Consider the following 16,117-nt stretch of genomic DNA (forward strand, 5'->3'; position numbering starts at 1 on the left):
GCTTCGTCCCTTCTATATCCCGGACCCATCCGCAAACCGGAGGTCTTCCGTTTTCTCAAACTCAGAAAGCACCTTCTGCCGGACGGCCTGAAAATCCGCTGACGTCCGATTGCGCGGATGCGGAAGCTGAATCGGCATCAGGCTGTGCAGCCGGCCGGGCTTTGCCCTGAGGATCGCCAGCTTATCGCCTAAATAGACGGATTCATCAATATCATGCGTGACCAGAATCATCGTCGTTTTTTTCTCGCGCCATATATCAAGCAGCACATCCTGCAAATGTTTTCTCGTAAAAGCGTCAAGCGCCCCGAACGGTTCATCTAAAAGCAGCACCTCCGGCTCACGCAAAAGGGCTCTGGCGATGGCAACCCGCTGCGACATGCCGCCGGATAATTCGCGCGGATAAGCGTTCTCCGCTCCCTGCAGCCTGACAACCTCAATCAGTTCATCCACTTTTTTCCGAACGGCCGGGTCGTTCATATTGAGATCGGCAGCGATGTTTTGTTTTACCGTCAGCCAGGGAAACAGCCGGTGCTCCTGAAAGATAAATCCCTGCCGGATGCCCGGTCCCGATACATTGCGGCCGTTTATTGTGACAGAGCCTTTATAATCGGTATCAAGACCGGCAATCAATTTTAAAAGCGTGCTTTTGCCGCATCCGCTCGGCCCGATGACAGTCAAAAATTCTCCCGATGCAATTGACAGCTCAATATCATTCAGCACCGGCGTTTTCCGGCCTTCATGCTCAAAAGCTTTTTCTTGTATGCTGATGGTTACAGCCATCTGTCTTCCCCTCTCTTTCTGCCGCGTGCGATCGAAAAACAAAAAGGCCCCCATCTCCGATTGCTTGCAGAGATGGGAGCCTTCGGCGGTCCGATCGGCAACCCGTTTGTTTTTAAATTTGAATATCATGTTAATTCAAATTATTCCGACTTGTCAACTGTTTTTTATAAGGATTAAAATACGCCCTCCGGCATAACCCTGCCAGAGAGCGCATCGGCTGTATCACGTATTTACTTCCTTTTCTTGGCGGGCGATTTTCAATAATGTCCGCGCATTGTTGCCGAAAATGTTCTCTATATCTTCTTCCCGCATATTGATTTCCCGGCAGGTCCTCACCTGCTCCTGAAGATATCTGTATACATATCCTCTCGGAAATCCGTTCGAATCCGTCCCGAAGATGATCCGTTCAGCACCGATTAATTCAGATGTCTTCCGAAACAGAATTTCCAAATCAAGCGGGTACGGCATCCACCTCATCCACTGATTTGAGCCGGACGTGTCAATATACACATTCGGACAGCTCCAGCACAGCTGCAGCAGTTCCTGATAATATCCGGCGCCGAAATGCGGAATGATGAACGGGATATCAGCATACTCTCTCGCGACGCGATAGATGGAGAGCGGGTTGATGTTGCGATGGCTGACAATGCCCCCCGCTCTTCCTAAAAGCCCGAAGTGAATTAATACAGGCAGCCTTTTGTCAGCCAGATACGTCCACAGCTTTTTCAGCGACGGATCATGAAAATCGATGTCTGTCAGCGGCCCGAACAGTTTATATCCTTTCAGACCGAGCTCTTCTACCGCTCTTTTCAGCTCTTCATACGCATCCTCCCGCTCCAAAGGATGATATGCAAATCCGGTAAATCTCGCGGGATTGGCTTGAATAAACGCCGCCATCCGGTCATTGCTCTCTGCTGTTAAAAAATTCAGCACGTCAATGCCGTACTTATCTAATTCATTCTCCCATCTTGTCATCAAAGCGATTTCGCCGTCATCGCCCTCAACATCATGCGGATCAGGAAAATCCCAAGTCAGATTCATTCTATCTGACCGCTCCCGGTTATAATCGGAAAATGTCTTATCGTTTTTGCCGAAATAAAGGCTGTACGGCAGATGACCGTGAATATCGACAGGTTTAAAATGCTGCCGGAAAAGCATACAATCGCCGCCTCCCTTACCGCCTGACAATAAAAAAAGGCCCTTATCCAGTGAAGAATAAGAGCCTCTTGTGTCCAAGTCAGCGGTTTCTATTTTTTCTCATCTTAAACCCATTATTCCCGTCAGTCAAGTAGGCTTTCAAATCCAAACCCTTTTTTCGATAATAAAAATAATTATTTTATAATCATTATAAAATAATATTGACTTTTTAATGATAGGTGATATTATATTTTTATAAATCTAAAGAGGTGATCACATGAGTTCAAATAAATTGACAACCAGCTGGGGCGCTCCTGTCGGAGATAACCAAAACTCAATGACGGCCGGCGATCGCGGTCCTGCTTTAATACAAGACGTCCATCTGCTTGAGAAATTGGCGCACTTTAACAGAGAACGCGTTCCCGAGCGTGTCGTTCACGCAAAAGGCGCGGGCGCACACGGTTATTTTGAAGTCACAAATGACGTTACAAAATATACGAAAGCCGCATTTCTGTCAGAAGTCGGTAAACGCACGCCGCTCTTCATCCGTTTCTCAACCGTTGCGGGCGAACTGGGCTCTAGTGACACAGTGCGCGACCCGCGCGGATTTGCCGTTAAGTTTTATACAGAAGAAGGAAACTACGACATCGTCGGAAACAATACACCCGTGTTCTTCATCCGCGATGCCATCAAGTTCCCTGACTTTATCCATACACAAAAAAGAGATCCGAGAACACATCTGAAAAACCCGACGGCCGTTTGGGATTTCTGGTCTCTGTCACCGGAATCCCTGCACCAGGTAACCATTCTGATGTCAGACCGGGGCATTCCGGCGACTCTTCGCCATATGCACGGATTCGGAAGCCATACATTTAAATGGACAAATGATAAAGGCGAAGGCGTCTGGATCAAATATCACTTTAAAACAGAGCAAGGCGTGAAAAACCTTGATGTTAATACAGCCGCAAAAATCGCGGGCGAAAATCCCGATTACCATACGGAAGATTTGTTCAATGCGATTGAAAACGGCGATTTCCCCGCATGGAAATTATATGTTCAAATCATGCCGTTAGAAGACGCAAACACATATCGCTTTGATCCGTTTGACGTCACAAAAGTATGGTCTCAAAAAGACTATCCGCTCATTGAAGTCGGCCGCATGGTTCTGAACCGCAATCCGGAAAATTACTTTGCGGAAGTAGAACAGGCGACGTTCTCTCCCGGCACATTAGTCCCCGGCGTCGACGTCTCACCTGACAAAATGCTTCAAGGCCGGTTGTTCGCATACCATGACGCGCATCGCTACCGTGTCGGCGCGAACCATCAGGCGCTGCCGATCAACCGTTCCCGCAATGAAGTGAAAAACTATCAGCGTGACGGACAAATGCGTTTTGATGATAACGGCGGCCGCTCCGTCTATTACGAGCCTAACAGCTTCGGCGGCCCGAAAGAGTCACCTGAAGATAAACAGGCGGCATATCCTGTATCAGGTTTCGCAGACAGTGTAAGCTATAATCATCATGATCATTACACACAAGCCGGCGACCTGTACCGCCTGATGAGCGAAGAAGAGCGCGCGCGCCTTGTCGCCAATATCGTCAGTGCGATGAAACCTGTGGAAAAAGAAGAAATTAAGCTGCGCCAGATCGGCCACTTCTACAAAGCTGATCCTGAATACGGCAGACGCGTTGCCGAAGGACTCGGACTGCCATCACCAAAATAACATCAAAAAACCTGCCGGTCTGCCCGGCAGGTTTTTCCTGTTTATTATCAATAAAACCGTTTTTTTCTCAATTATACGAAGTGGCATGCCGCAAAATGATGAAGCCCTTTTTCTGACAGCGCCGGACTTTTCTCAGCACATATCTTCTTGGCTGCCGGGCATCTCGTTCGGAATTTACAGCCTGAAGGCGGATCAGAGGGGCTCGGTATATCACCCTTTAAAATTATCCGCTCCCTTTTCACTCCGGGATCAGGAACAGGCACGGCTGATAACAGCGCTTTCGTATAAGGATGAAGCGGCCGTGAAAAGAGCTCCTCCTTTGACGCGTATTCCACAATCGTCCCTAAATACATAATGGCGACCTTCGTACATAAGTGCTCCACCACGCTTAAATCATGAGAAATGAACAAATATGACAGCCCATGCTGTTTTTGAAGGCTGCTGAACAAATTGATCATCTGCGCCTGGATGGAGACATCTAACGCCGCCACGGGTTCATCCATAATGATAAATTGCGGCTTGAGCGCCATTGCTCTTGCAATCACGATCCGCTGCCGCTGCCCTCCGGAAAATTCATGCGGATAACGGTCGATAAAGTTTGCGGAAAGTCCGCAGGCTTCAAGAACTTCCGCCGCTTTATCACGCGCGTTCCGCTTCACCGCCAATTGATGCTCGATCATCGCTTCACCGATGGCTTCTCCGATCCGGCGCCGGGGATTTAAAGAACTGAACGGATCTTGAAAGATGAGCTGCGCTTCTGATCTGAAAGTTTTGAGCTCGCGCCGGCTCATCCGAAACACATCACGCCCCTGAAAAAACACCTCTCCCGCTGTTTTTTCATGAAGCCTCAAAATGGTCTTGCCGATTGATGACTTTCCGCTGCCCGATTCTCCCGCTAAGCCGAACACTTCTCCCTTTTCTATCGTAAAACTGACACCGTCAACTGCTTTTACGGGATTTTTGCGGGTCTTTCTCATCCCCCCATGCTCCTCGTAATATTTTTTCAGCCCCTTGACCTCCAGCAATACATCACTCATCTGCTTTCTCCTCTCTGTAAAGCCAGCACGCCGCCTGATGCCCCTTCCCGAATTCAGTAAAATGCGGGCTCGATTTCCGGCATATTTCCATGCTGTGTTCACATCGCTCCGCAAAATAACAAGACGATCCCGACAGGTCCGCAAGCTCGGGGACCTGCCCCGGAATGGTGTACAGCGTCTCCCTTCTTTGACCGATAACCGGCTTGGCCGCGAGCAGCCCTTTCGTATACGGATGCTTCGGATCAGAAAACAGCTTTGCAACCGGTCCTTCCTCCACAATTTTTCCCGCATACATGACAATCACATAATCAGCCATTTCAGCAACTACGCCAAGGTCATGAGTAATGAATAAAATAGACATGCGAAATTGCTTTTTCATATCCCGCAATAAATCCAATATCTGCGCCTGAATGGTTACGTCAAGCGCTGTCGTCGGCTCGTCGGCAATGATCAGTTTCGGTTCGCAGCTTAGCGCGACAGCCGTCATGATGCGCTGCAGCATGCCGCCGCTCAGTTCATGAGGATATTGGTGCATAACCTGCTCGGCATGCGGGATCTCCACTAACGTGATCAGTTCAACGGCCCTCCGCCATGCTTCTTTCTTACTCAGCAATAAATGTTCGCGAATCGGTTCGGCCAGCTGCTCACCGATTGTAAACACCGGATTCAAAGATGTCATCGGTTCCTGAAATATCATCCCGATTTCGCTGCCGCGGATTTTCTGCATGTCTTTTGGTTTCAATTCCAACAGGTTCCGTCCGGAAAAATGCACCGCTCCCCGTTCGATTCTCCCCGTCTCGGGAATAAGCTGCATAATGGACAATGACGCCATGCTTTTCCCGCAGCCGGACTCCCCTACAATACAAACCGTTTCCTCCTCATGTATCGTAAAGCTGACATCGTCCACGGCCTTTACCGCCCCCTCCTCTGTATAAAAAGCCGTTTCCAAATGCATCACTTCTAAAAGCGGTTTTTTCATTTCATTTTCACCTGCCGTTTTACCTTAGGATCAAAAGCGTCTCTTAAACCGTCTCCAAGAAGATGAATCGCCACAACGGTCAGAAAAATGGCCGTTCCCGGCGGAATCCACAGCCACGGACGGAGTGTAAAATCCATAAAATGATTCGCCGCTTCCATCATGTTTCCCCAAGAAGGTGTCGGCGGAGCAACGCCAAGCCCGAGAAAACTCAGCGCCGATTCACTCAGCATCGCTCCCGCCACATGCAAAGTCGCCGCTACCAGTAATAACGGCAATGTATTGGGAAGCAAATGATAGAGGATTTTCCGTTTATCACTAAGCCCCAAAACTTCCGCGGCCATCATAAACGGCTGCTCCTTCAGCGACAAAATCTGTCCGCGTACAAGCCGCGCCAGACCGGGCCATCCGATCAGGCTTAACATCATCATAATCAGGTACATCCTGTATTCAGAAGGCACTTTCCACTCCGACATCACCGCAGCCAAAATCAAAAGCAGCGGCAGGCCCGGGATGGACATGAGCATATCAGCGATGCGCATAATGATCATATCAGCGGCTCCCCGATAAAATCCGGCCGCAGCCCCGAGTAAAGAACCGATGACAAGCGACAGCACCATTGAAGCAAGCCCCACGGTCAGAGAAATCTGCCCCGCCAGCATCAGCCTCGTCAGCACATCTCTCCCGTACTGGTCAGTTCCCAGCCAATGATGGATTCCCGGCTGCTGATTGGCATTTGAAATATCCGTCCGATCTGTTATGTACGGAGAAAAAGACGGCCCGATAAAGCACAATAAAAACATAAAACATAAGAAAAGAAGACTGATGACCGTCAGCTTATGCTGCAGCAGGCGGCGGTACGTCTGCTTCCAAAGAGAAGGCGGCACCCCTTTTTGTTTTTTCATTCCGAACACCCCCTATTTCAGCCTGACCCGCGGATCAACCGCGGCATAAGCGATATCCGCCAAGAAGTTCCCCACAATCGTTAAACAAGACAAAAACAAGGTAAACGCCATCAAAACCGGATAATCACGATAATGCACAGATTCCAGCTGAATACGTCCGACACCCGGCCACCCGAAAATCTGTTCAATAATGATGGCTCCGGAAAACAGTCCCGGCAGTTCAAAAGCAAGCAGGGTGATGGCCGGAATGAGCGCGTTTTTCAACGCATGTTTCCAGATGACGGTGCGCTCTTTCAATCCCTTCGCTCTCGCCGTTCTGATATAATCCTGTCTGATCACGTCCAGCATGCCGGAGCGGAAATACCTTGTCAGCGAGCCGATGCCGAGCATAGATAAAATCACGACCGGAAGAATCATATGTCTGGCGGCTTCAAGCACGTACGAAAAACCTGTACTCGTGCTTCCGGTATCAATCATCCCGCCGACGGGCAATATTTTCAAATCCACCCCAAACCACTTAATAAACAGAAGGCTGATAAAAAAAGACGGGAACGCCATGGAAGCAAAAACAAGAAACGTCACGATCCCGTCAAACCATGAGTATTTCCTGACAGCGGATATGACACCCGTTATCATCGCGGCTGACCATGTGACAAGCAACGCCAAAAACGCGACAAAAAACGAATTCCAGACATATTCCCGAAGCAGTGACAGGACGTTCTCCTGATATTTCAAAGAAAACCCAAAATCTCCGCTGAGCACATTTCCGAGCCATGTCACATAGCGCTGCCAAATCGGCTGATCCAGCCCGTAAAGCGCTTTTAACTCCTTCGCTCTTTCAGGAGTCAGGTTTACATTGGAATCAATATAGTCGCCCGGCAGCATGGCGAATAAGAAAAAAATAATAAAGGACGTACCGAATAAGATCACAAGCATTTGAATGAATCGTTCTGCGGCATACCGTTTCATAAAAAGCCCCTCCTTTCCGCTGAAAGGGCAAAATCCCCGGGATGCACCGGGTATTTTGCCCAACCGTTCTATTGAATTGAGACATTTGAGAGACTTGAACTGATTCCAGAATAATTGTCAGGCTCAAGCCCTTTTATTTTTCCGCTGACCGCCCTTGCGCTCTGACGGTAATGAATCAGAATGTAAGGCGGGTTTTCCCCGAGCTCCCGGTACAGCTGGTGATAAATCTCTTTTCTTTTGCTGATATCAAGCGTGCCGGCTCCTTTCTCTATCAGCCGGTCCGCTTTCGGATTGGAATACCCCGTTACATTATTGGGATGGCCGGAAGCCAGCTTTTCCACCGTGTCATTCGGATCAAGAATCTGCGAGGTGGAAACGGCGGCAAGGTCATATTGTTTGTCATTTATTTTCGCTACTTCTGTATTAAAATCCATCACTTCCGGTTTTAATGAGATTCCGATGTCCGCGTAATTTTCTTTCGCGATCGGGATAAAATCATCATCCGCTTTAGACGTGTAATAGCTGATTTCAAGCTTTTTGTCGTTTTTTTCACGTACACCGTCTTTGCCCGTTTTCCAGCCTGCTTCATCGAGAAGCTTTCTGGCTTTTTCAGGGTTAAACGCGTACCGATTGACATCTTTGTCATCATAAGCCCACGAAACCGGAGACACCGGCACATTCGCGACTTCTCCGTAGCGTTTAAAGCGGACATCGACGATTTTTTGACGGTCAAGTCCGTAAATAAGCGCCTGGGACACTTTCTTATCTCGAAAAGGCGGACGCTTGTGATTGACGTACACAAGCCCGTAATCATTCACGACAGATACGCTTATATTAGCAAAACCGAGACTTTTTAAATGCTGAACCGTATCATCATCAGGTGAGAAAGAAGCGTAATCAAGGTCACCCGTTTCAAACAGCTGAAGGGAAGTTGACGGATCGATAATTTTATAAATGAGCTTTTCCGTTTTCGGTTTTCCTGCATAATAGTGTTCATTAGCCTGATAGCGTATTTCCTGTCCCGGAAGATATTCTGTAAATTGATAAGGTCCCGCTCCGAGCGGTTTGGCATAAAGCTCTTTTAAATAGTCCAGTTTGCCGAATTGATATTTCTTCCCGTAGTAGGCTTCTGACAGCACCTGCCCGCCTAAAAGAAGCAGCGACTTCGCACTGACTTTCTCAGTCGTGATTTGAATGGTTCTGTCATCAAGGACGCAAATGCCCTCTATCGTCTTTGCCTTTCCTTCTTTGTAAGCCTTACCGCCTTTAATATAGGCCGTGGTGATATCTTCATAGCCCGCGTAGGCAGGATCATGCAACAGTGTTAAAGTGAATGCGGCATCCTTTGCGGTCAGCGGTGAACCGTCGCTGAAAACGAGATTTTTTCTTAAACGGAACGTGTATGTAAGCTGATCTTTGGAAATTTTCCAGCTTTCCGCAAGAGCCGGGGCAGGCTTCCCCGTTTTATCCAGTTTGACTAACGGTTCAAAAATAGGATCTGTCGCATTTCCGTCCCAGCCGTTTTCGTAAAAGTACGGCAGAAACACGCCGCCCGGCGCGGAAATCCCAGCAACAAAAGTGTCAGTTCTGGCTTTCGATTTAGCGGGAATCGCCGCCGGATGAGAAGCTTTAAATTCCTTTGTCTTGACATGGGCAATACGTGTTTCTTCCTTTTTATCCGCCGCAGATGACGGTTCTTCTCCGGCACTCCCGAACGCGCACCCTGATAACATGATGGATACCGACAGCGCGAGTACCGTTGTTTTTATCCTCCATTTTCTCTCCTTCATCTTTATCGAACCCCCGCATGCTTTTCATCTATCTTTATATAAATCTGCTCCATCTGTTCCTCATTTCTCATAATCTCCCGTTTGTTTTTCTCTACAAGCAGTTCGAAATTCAATGTGTGTTTTCTGTACTTTTTTCGTTTTTTGCTCTTTTTGCGCACATGTGATACCTTTTTTAACGCCACTTTTCATCCCTCCGCTTTTCATTTCATTCATGACTTTCACGCAAAAAAGGCCCTTATCTGTTTAAAAGATAAGAGCCTTCGGTGATCCGATCAGCCATTGTTTGGAAATATGTAATGATTATGTTAATTCATACATTCCCTACCTGTCAACTACAATTTAAAATATCGTTTCCTTCCGGGGGTTTTCCTCATACACTCTCTCATTTTTCCGCATATGCTAGAAAACATAGCAGATTACAAGTGAAAGTGAGTGAGAATGTGGAAAAGACAACATTGACCGGTCGCATCGTCAAAAAAGATGACCCGGACTATAATGCTGCGAGAACCAATATCAATTTAAGCCTGCAAAGATATCCAGACATCATTGTGTTTTGTCAAAACAAACATGACGCCCTCAATGCGGTGAGATGGGCGCGTGAGAACAATGTGCCTTTCCGTATCAGAGGCGGAAGACACAGCTACGAAAACTTTTCTCTGTTAAATGACGGACTAGTCATTGATCTCAGTGAAATGAAGAAAATAAGAGTAAATGAGGATAAGCGGCTGGTCTCGATTGAAGCGGGAGCCGAATTGGGGGAAGTCTACCGGACACTCTGGCGGTACGGCTTGACCCTTCCTGCGGGAACCATTGCGAATGTGGGAATCACGGGGCTGACGCTCGGGGGAGGAATCGGATATTTAACAAGGACAGCCGGACTTACTTGCGATCGTCTCCTCCAGCTCGAAATGATCATAGCGGACGAAAAAACAGGTGCTGACTTGATCACAGTCAACCGTTCAAAGCACTCTGATCTATTTTGGGCGTCTCAGGGAGGAGGGGGAGGCAACTTCGGCATTGTCACATCCATGATGTTTAAAGCCGTGCCGATCTCGTGCGTGTCTGTTTTTTCTGTCACTTGGGGCTGGGATGATTTTGAGGAAGTATTTAACACATGGCAGCGCTGGGCTCCATTTACAGACAACCGGCTTACCTCATCAATTCAGTTTTGGCCTAAGGAAGTCAACCGCATAGAAGCGCTCGGTCAATTTACCGGGACAAAGGATGAGCTGAAAGAACTGTTGGCTCCGTTAATGAAAGCGGGAAAACCGGCAAGCGGCATGGTCAAGACAGTGCCATTTATTAAGGCGGCAGCCTTTTTTAACAGCCCGGGAGGCAATCAGCCGCAAAAGATGAAGCGGTCAGGATCCTTTATTGAAAAACCATTATCAACACGCGCGATTTCCACTTTAAAGCGCTATTTAGAGCACGCTCCGAACGAAAACGCCAGTGTCTGGCAGCAGTCTCTCGGCGGGGCGGCCGGACGGATCGCTCCGGACCAAACGGCATTCTACTATCGCAACGCAATCATTGCCCAAGAATATATAACAACTTGGACATCTGCTGAAGAAGAAAGACAAAATGTCCGCTGGATTGAAGGACTGAGAACGTCCCTATCAAGAGAAACGATGGGAGATTACGTGAATTGGCCTGATAGAGAAATCAGAAACTGGCTGCAAACGTATTACGGAGAAAATGTTCACCGCCTCCGTCAAGTCAAAACGAAATACGATCCGGAAAATATATTCCGCTTTGAGCAGAGCATTCCGCCGCTTCGCCGTTCACCGTTTTTCTAAAAAAGATGAAGATGGGCAAACTCCATCCTCATCTTTTCTTTTATTGATATAAGCGGCTTCCCTTCTCTGCAAACTCTTTTGCTTTTTCTTTCAGTCCTTCGTTGACGGCCTCGTCTTCAGTAAGTCCGTTTTCCTTCGCATAATCACGAATATCCTGAGAAATTCTCATACTGCAGAACTTCGGACCGCACATCGAACAGAAGTGAGCCGTTTTTGCGCCTTCAGCCGGCAGCGTTTCATCATGATATTCCATTGCTCTTTCAGGATCAAGCGACAAATGAAATTGATCACGCCACCGGAATTCAAACCGCGCCTTAGACAGAGCATCGTCACGGATCTGTGCACCCGGATGCCCTTTAGCAAGGTCTGCGGCATGTGCCGCGATTTTGTACGTAATGACGCCTTCTCTTACATCATCACGATTCGGCAGCCCCAAATGCTCCTTCGGCGTGACATAGCAAAGCATCGCCGTCCCGTACCAGCCGATCATCGCCGCGCCGATTGCTGAAGTAATGTGGTCATAACCCGGAGCGATATCCGTCGTTAATGGCCCGAGCGTGTAAAAAGGCGCCTCTTTACAAATTTCCAGCTGCTTGTCCATGTTTTCCTTAATTTTATGCATCGGCACATGACCCGGTCCTTCGATCATCACTTGCACATCGTGCTTCCACGCAATCTCCGTCAATTCTCCGAGAGTCTCCAATTCCGCAAACTGCGCTTCATCATTGGCATCCGCAATCGAACCGGGGCGAAGCCCGTCACCAAGAGAAAAAGCGATATCATAGGTCTTCATGATTTCACAAATTTCTTCAAAATGCGTGTACAGAAAGCTTTCCTGATGATGAGCCAGGCACCATTGCGCCATAATCGCCCCCCCGCGGGATACAATTCCCGTCGTGCGTTTAGCCGTTAACGGGACGTAACGAAGCAGTACGCCGGCATGGATGGTGAAATAATCCACGCCCTGCTCCGCCTGCTCAATCAATGTGTCACGATAAATGTCCCACGTTAAATCCTCGGCAATGCCATTTACTTTTTCAAGCGCCTGATAAATCGGCACCGTCCCCACAGGCACGGGACAGTTGCGGATAATCCATTCACGCGTCGTATGAATGTCTTTTCCCGTGGATAAGTCCATCATCGTATCGGCGCCCCAGCGAATCGCCCACGTCATTTTTTCGACTTCTTCTTCGATAGAAGATGTAACAGCCGAGTTGCCGATATTGGCATTAATTTTCACATGAAAATTCCGGCCGATAATCATCGGCTCGCTTTCCGGGTGGTTGACGTTAGAAGGAATAATCGCCCGGCCGCTGGCTACCTCGTCTCTGACAAATTCGGGAGACACATGCTCACGTATTGCGATAAACTCCATTTCAGGCGTAATGATGCCTTTTCTCGCATAATGCAATTGTGTTACATTTTTCCCCGGCTTGGCCCGAAGCGGTTTCCGCTGTAGGCCGGGGTATTCAGCGGCACGGCCCTCTTTTTTATAACCGTTGTCTTCAGGTCTCACGGTCCGGCCATTATATTCTTCTACATCTCCGCGCCCGGTAATCCACTTTGTGCGGAGCGCCCCCAGCCCTTCATGAATATCAATCTGTACATCCGGGTCTGTATACGGCCCGCTCGTATCATAAACACGGACCGGCGCATTCTCCTCTTCCCCGAATGCCCCCGTAGTCGCACTCAGGCTGATTTCCCGCATCGGCACTCGTATAGCGGGCGAAGAACCTTCTGCATAAACCTTTTTACTGCCGGAAAAACTCGACATAATGGAAATGTTCGCTTGCTGTACTGATTGATTTTGCATACAAATCTCTCCTTTATCATTTGAATAACAGAACCAAGCTCAGCACCAGCACAAAAAAACCGGGTTCAAAGAAGAACCCGGTTTTGCAGTCAGAAAGAAACTATTATTGTTTTCATCAACAATAATAAAACCTTTACTTCCCCACGCTGGTACGAACCAGATCAGGTCCAAAGGGTTAAGAAGCCGCCGCTTCTCTCTCAGCCCGCTCAGACGGGCACCCCCAGTAACTATTGATTTCGCTCTCATCGTAACATAAGTTGTGTACAAAAAAAAGCATATTATCAAAATTCAGATAACGGAACAGTCATAAGCTCTGTTTCCCGAACGCCTTTTTCGGTATTAAAAACCCGATAACCCTTTGCGGTTTCCCTGGAAGAGACAGCCCGGAACAGCTGACCGTCTTTATAATGAAGCGCAGCGCCGTCATCAGCGGCATAGCCCTCCCTGAGTTTCTTTTCTGAAATCAGACGGTGATACACCGGCCGGCGCTCCGCTTCTCCGTCATAGTGCGGACAAAAGCTTCCCCGCAAAAATCCTAAAGCTCTTAACTCTCTCAAATCTCCAGCTGAATCCGTCAATCCTTCTTCATACCAGCAAATCGCCCCGGCGCTGAGACCCGCCAACATGATGCCGTTTTCCCAAGCCTCACGAAGAATAAGGTCAATCCCCCACTCTTTCCATAAGACAAGCATATTACGCGTATTTCCGCCGCCGACATATATAATATCTTTCTTCATGAGAAAGGATCTGAGATCAGAACCCGGCGGTTTAAACAACGACAAGTGATCCGGCTCACACCGCAGCTTTTGAAAGGCCTGATAAAACCTGCCGATATAATTCTCCGAATCTCCGCTTGCCGTCGGCAAAAAACAAATTTTCGGCTTTGACCGCGCCGACTGCTCTAAAATATACTGATCCAGCACAAGATGATCCGGCTCCATGGAAAAGCCCCCGCCGCCCATTGCAATAATCTGCTTCAATGTCATCACCTCTTTTTTCCTCTAGTATAACAGCTCATAAAAAGGCGTTATCCCCATTTCGGATACCGCCTTTAAAAGCTATTTGTTATCTGAAAAATGAAAACACACCGTATAACACAACGGAGATCCCCGCGGCGATAAGCGCCGGAACAAGCTTCGAACGGGCATACTTCACAACATCGATCCCCAACACCGTACAGGTTGTCACCGTATTATCACTGAGAGGAGAAGCAAATGCTCCAAATGTTCCGCTCGCAAACACGGCCCCGATCGCTAATAATAAACTGGTATGTGACTGAACCGCCAGCGTTACGCCGAGCGGCATTAAAAGCCCCCAAGTCCCCCAGGATGACCCGATAAAATAGGATATAACAGCCCCCAGTATAAAAAGAGACGGCGCAATAAACATATGAGGGATCCATGACGTTAAATGAGAAGTAACATATTCCGAGAATCCCAGATCTTCAGATACTGCTGTTACGGCCCAAATCAGCGATAACATAATAATAACGTTGACCAATTCGTTTCCGCCCTTAATAAAATGGGTAACAAGCTCGCCTGCATGAAAACGCTGAAACATAAAAAGAGCAAATGCTGCAATAACCGCTGCCAATAATGCGGTTAACATGACGCCAAGCATATCGCTTTTGATAAAAGCATTCAAAAACCCTTGAGCTTTAGAATGGCCGTCCCACCAGCTGAGAAAGAGTGTTAATAGCAAAAACAGCCCGATCGGAATGATTAAATTCCAAGGCCGAATCGGTGTTTCCTTAATATAAGCACGGTGCGCCGAATCCAGCTCCTCCTGCTGGTCAGCATGCTCATCACTTTCGAACATTCCCGTATGTCCACCGTGAATATCTGAGATCCTCCCTGTTTCCATGTTGAATGAACCTGAGCCTTTTGAAAGCAACACACCGCTGTTCCGCGGAATCGGTTCCGTATTTTTGTTAAGTTTGCGAGCAGAAGTTTGTCCGCTCATTTCTGTTTTTTCTAAGCTTTCGTCCGCTTTTTGTTTCTTAAAAAAGCAGTAATAAATTCCGACTAATATAATCACAATGGAGAAAAAATTGAAGGGAATACTTTTCACATACACCGTGTAAGCCGGCTGATCTATTCCTGACGTTTTAAGGGCCTGTCCGATAATGGAAACCATGTAGCCGACAAATGCCGTTGCTATCGGAATCAAGGCAATGACAGGGTTTGCCGTAAACTCAATGGCATACGCAATTTTCTGTTTCGACAGGTCCAGACGCTTGCTTAAAGCTTTCATGATCGGTGCAATTGTGACGATGCGAAAGTCCGGTTCACTGAACGTGCCAAATGTCGACAGCCATGCAAGCAGCATCGCACCTTTTTTGGTTTTAACTTTTTTACTGATCAAATGGACGAATCCTTTTATCCCGCCGGTCAGCTTTATAATCCCTACAAGGCCGGCAAATGAATATAGAAACACAATGATTCTAATATTATTGGTGACGACAATGTTGCTGATTACATATTGAACCATATGTTCAATCCCGCCAAGCAAGCTGGGATGCAAAAGATAGCTTCCGACCAGCAAACCGACAAACAGACCGGACTGCACTTGCTTTGTAATGATTGAAATGGGAATGACCAGAATAAATGGGATAAGACAAGTCCAAGTCCCTTCCATAAAAAACACCTCTTTCAAAGAACTTCTTGTTAGTATCTTTGAAAAAAGCGTATTTATACAATCTGCACGCGTATCATGTTTTCACAAGCCTTGGAGGATATTTTCACACAACAAAAAAGGCTTCTACATATTGTAGAAGCCTTTGTATACCGGTGGCCGGGGTCGAACCGGCACTCCAGAAGGAACACGATTTTGAGTCGTGCGCGTCTGCCAATTCCGCCACACCGGCATGTAATCCGTCGTGTTCAACCGACGTATATAAATATAACATGCATTTTATAAGGTGTCAATGGTTTTAGTGAAGTTTTTTCAAATGGTAATGCAGTATATACGATACAAGCAAGAAACTTATATTGATAGTCTTCACGCTTTTATTATATAAAAAAAGCGACCTGCAATATGCAAATCACTCTCATATATGTTTTATAATAAGAAAATTGATGACCAATTTAACATAATTCGATCAAAGTTAAATTGGTGCCGAGGGCCGGACTTGAACCGGCACGGTAGTCACCTACCGCAGGATTTTAAGTCCTGTGTGTCTGCCAATTCCA

Annotated in this window: 13 protein-coding genes, 1 tRNA gene and 1 riboswitch; of the genes, 2 read left to right on the top strand and 12 right to left on the bottom strand. The window is 47.5% G+C overall.

What is annotated here, in order from left to right:
• Window positions 1–12: 12 nt before the first annotated feature.
• Both AC3WTF_RS15935 and AC3WTF_RS15940 read right to left on the bottom strand, forming a co-directional pair.
• Window positions 13–780 carry an ABC transporter ATP-binding protein gene (locus AC3WTF_RS15935; RefSeq protein ID WP_047935500.1) on the bottom strand — a complete coding sequence of 256 codons (768 nt, stop codon included), beginning with the start codon at window positions 778–780 and terminating at the stop codon, window positions 13–15.
• A 222-nt stretch (window positions 781–1,002) separates the two neighbouring features.
• Window positions 1,003–1,938 (bottom strand): amidohydrolase family protein, encoded by a 936-nt coding sequence (locus tag AC3WTF_RS15940; RefSeq protein WP_039062853.1) that lies wholly within the window; start codon window positions 1,936–1,938, stop codon window positions 1,003–1,005.
• Window positions 1,939–2,194: 256 nt separating this feature from the next.
• Here AC3WTF_RS15940 and katA point away from each other — a divergent pair, with 256 nt between their 5' ends.
• Window positions 2,195–3,640, top strand: coding sequence for a catalase KatA (katA, locus tag AC3WTF_RS15945; protein ID WP_003155420.1), 1,446 nt, complete (start codon window positions 2,195–2,197; stop codon window positions 3,638–3,640).
• 71 nt (window positions 3,641–3,711) lie between these two features.
• Here the strand turns inward: katA and AC3WTF_RS15950 are convergent, their stop codons facing one another.
• The 6 genes from AC3WTF_RS15950 to AC3WTF_RS15975 all read right to left on the bottom strand — a co-directional run bounded on the left by AC3WTF_RS15950 (window position 3,712) and on the right by AC3WTF_RS15975 (window position 9,499).
• Entirely contained in the window at window positions 3,712–4,677 is a 966-nt protein-coding gene (locus tag AC3WTF_RS15950) for an ABC transporter ATP-binding protein (protein WP_020955543.1), read from the bottom strand.
• Window positions 4,670–5,656: an ABC transporter ATP-binding protein gene (locus AC3WTF_RS15955; RefSeq protein ID WP_020955542.1), complete on the bottom strand. Its 987-nt coding sequence runs from the start codon at window positions 5,654–5,656 to the stop codon at window positions 4,670–4,672. Before AC3WTF_RS15955 ends, AC3WTF_RS15950 begins: the two co-directional genes overlap by 8 nt.
• Window positions 5,653–6,558: an oligopeptide ABC transporter permease gene (gene opp4C, locus AC3WTF_RS15960; protein WP_014417251.1), complete on the bottom strand. Its 906-nt coding sequence runs from the start codon at window positions 6,556–6,558 to the stop codon at window positions 5,653–5,655. Before opp4C ends, AC3WTF_RS15955 begins: the two co-directional genes overlap by 4 nt.
• Window positions 6,559–6,570: 12 nt before the next feature.
• Entirely contained in the window at window positions 6,571–7,527 is a 957-nt protein-coding gene (locus AC3WTF_RS15965) for an ABC transporter permease (protein WP_047935496.1), read from the bottom strand.
• A gap of 68 nt (window positions 7,528–7,595) precedes the next feature.
• On the bottom strand, window positions 7,596–9,317 hold the full coding sequence (locus AC3WTF_RS15970; RefSeq protein WP_047935494.1) for an ABC transporter substrate-binding protein: 1,722 nt from the start codon (window positions 9,315–9,317) through the stop codon (window positions 7,596–7,598).
• 2 nt (window positions 9,318–9,319) lie between these two features.
• Window positions 9,320–9,499 (bottom strand): FbpB family small basic protein, encoded by a 180-nt coding sequence (locus AC3WTF_RS15975; protein ID WP_003155431.1) that lies wholly within the window; start codon window positions 9,497–9,499, stop codon window positions 9,320–9,322.
• Window positions 9,500–9,757: 258 nt separating this feature from the next.
• On the opposite strand from AC3WTF_RS15975, the gene AC3WTF_RS15980 reads away from it, so the two are divergent.
• Entirely contained in the window at window positions 9,758–11,113 is a 1,356-nt protein-coding gene (locus AC3WTF_RS15980) for an FAD-binding oxidoreductase (RefSeq protein WP_047936395.1), read from the top strand.
• Window positions 11,114–11,153: 40 nt separating this feature from the next.
• On the opposite strand, the gene thiC is transcribed toward AC3WTF_RS15980, so the two are convergent.
• The 4 genes from thiC to AC3WTF_RS16000 form a co-directional block, all read right to left on the bottom strand.
• Window positions 11,154–12,926, bottom strand: coding sequence for a phosphomethylpyrimidine synthase ThiC (thiC, locus tag AC3WTF_RS15985; RefSeq protein ID WP_047935492.1), 1,773 nt, complete (start codon window positions 12,924–12,926; stop codon window positions 11,154–11,156).
• 121 nt (window positions 12,927–13,047) lie between these two features.
• Window positions 13,048–13,158, bottom strand: a riboswitch (TPP riboswitch).
• A gap of 49 nt (window positions 13,159–13,207) precedes the next feature.
• Entirely contained in the window at window positions 13,208–13,906 is a 699-nt protein-coding gene (locus AC3WTF_RS15990) for a Type 1 glutamine amidotransferase-like domain-containing protein (protein ID WP_047935489.1), read from the bottom strand.
• A gap of 85 nt (window positions 13,907–13,991) precedes the next feature.
• Window positions 13,992–15,563, bottom strand: a complete 1,572-nt coding sequence (locus AC3WTF_RS15995; RefSeq protein WP_047935487.1) for a Na+/H+ antiporter NhaC family protein — start codon at window positions 15,561–15,563, stop codon at window positions 13,992–13,994.
• A gap of 147 nt (window positions 15,564–15,710) precedes the next feature.
• Window positions 15,711–15,792: transfer RNA gene (locus tag AC3WTF_RS16000), tRNA-Leu, on the bottom strand.
• Between the last annotated feature and the right edge of the window lie 325 nt (window positions 15,793–16,117).

Source organism: Bacillus sp. EB106-06-01-XG163 (genome assembly GCF_058791615.1).

Bases quoted from the DNA above. Each gene is read 5' to 3' on its own strand.
- AC3WTF_RS15935 (WP_047935500.1), bottom strand. From the start codon at position 780: ATGGCTGTAACCATCAGCATACAAGAAAAAGCTTTTGAGCATGAAGGC.
- AC3WTF_RS15940 (WP_039062853.1), bottom strand. From the start codon at position 1,938: ATGCTTTTCCGGCAGCATTTTAAACCTGTCGATATTCACGGTCATCTG.
- katA (WP_003155420.1), top strand. From the start codon at position 2,195: ATGAGTTCAAATAAATTGACAACCAGCTGGGGCGCTCCTGTCGGAGAT.
- AC3WTF_RS15950 (WP_020955543.1), bottom strand. From the start codon at position 4,677: ATGAGTGATGTATTGCTGGAGGTCAAGGGGCTGAAAAAATATTACGAG.
- AC3WTF_RS15955 (WP_020955542.1), bottom strand. From the start codon at position 5,656: ATGAAAAAACCGCTTTTAGAAGTGATGCATTTGGAAACGGCTTTTTAT.
- opp4C (WP_014417251.1), bottom strand. From the start codon at position 6,558: ATGAAAAAACAAAAAGGGGTGCCGCCTTCTCTTTGGAAGCAGACGTAC.
- AC3WTF_RS15965 (WP_047935496.1), bottom strand. From the start codon at position 7,527: ATGAAACGGTATGCCGCAGAACGATTCATTCAAATGCTTGTGATCTTA.
- AC3WTF_RS15970 (WP_047935494.1), bottom strand. From the start codon at position 9,317: ATGAAGGAGAGAAAATGGAGGATAAAAACAACGGTACTCGCGCTGTCG.
- thiC (WP_047935492.1), bottom strand. From the start codon at position 12,926: ATGCAAAATCAATCAGTACAGCAAGCGAACATTTCCATTATGTCGAGT.
- AC3WTF_RS15995 (WP_047935487.1), bottom strand. From the start codon at position 15,563: ATGGAAGGGACTTGGACTTGTCTTATCCCATTTATTCTGGTCATTCCC.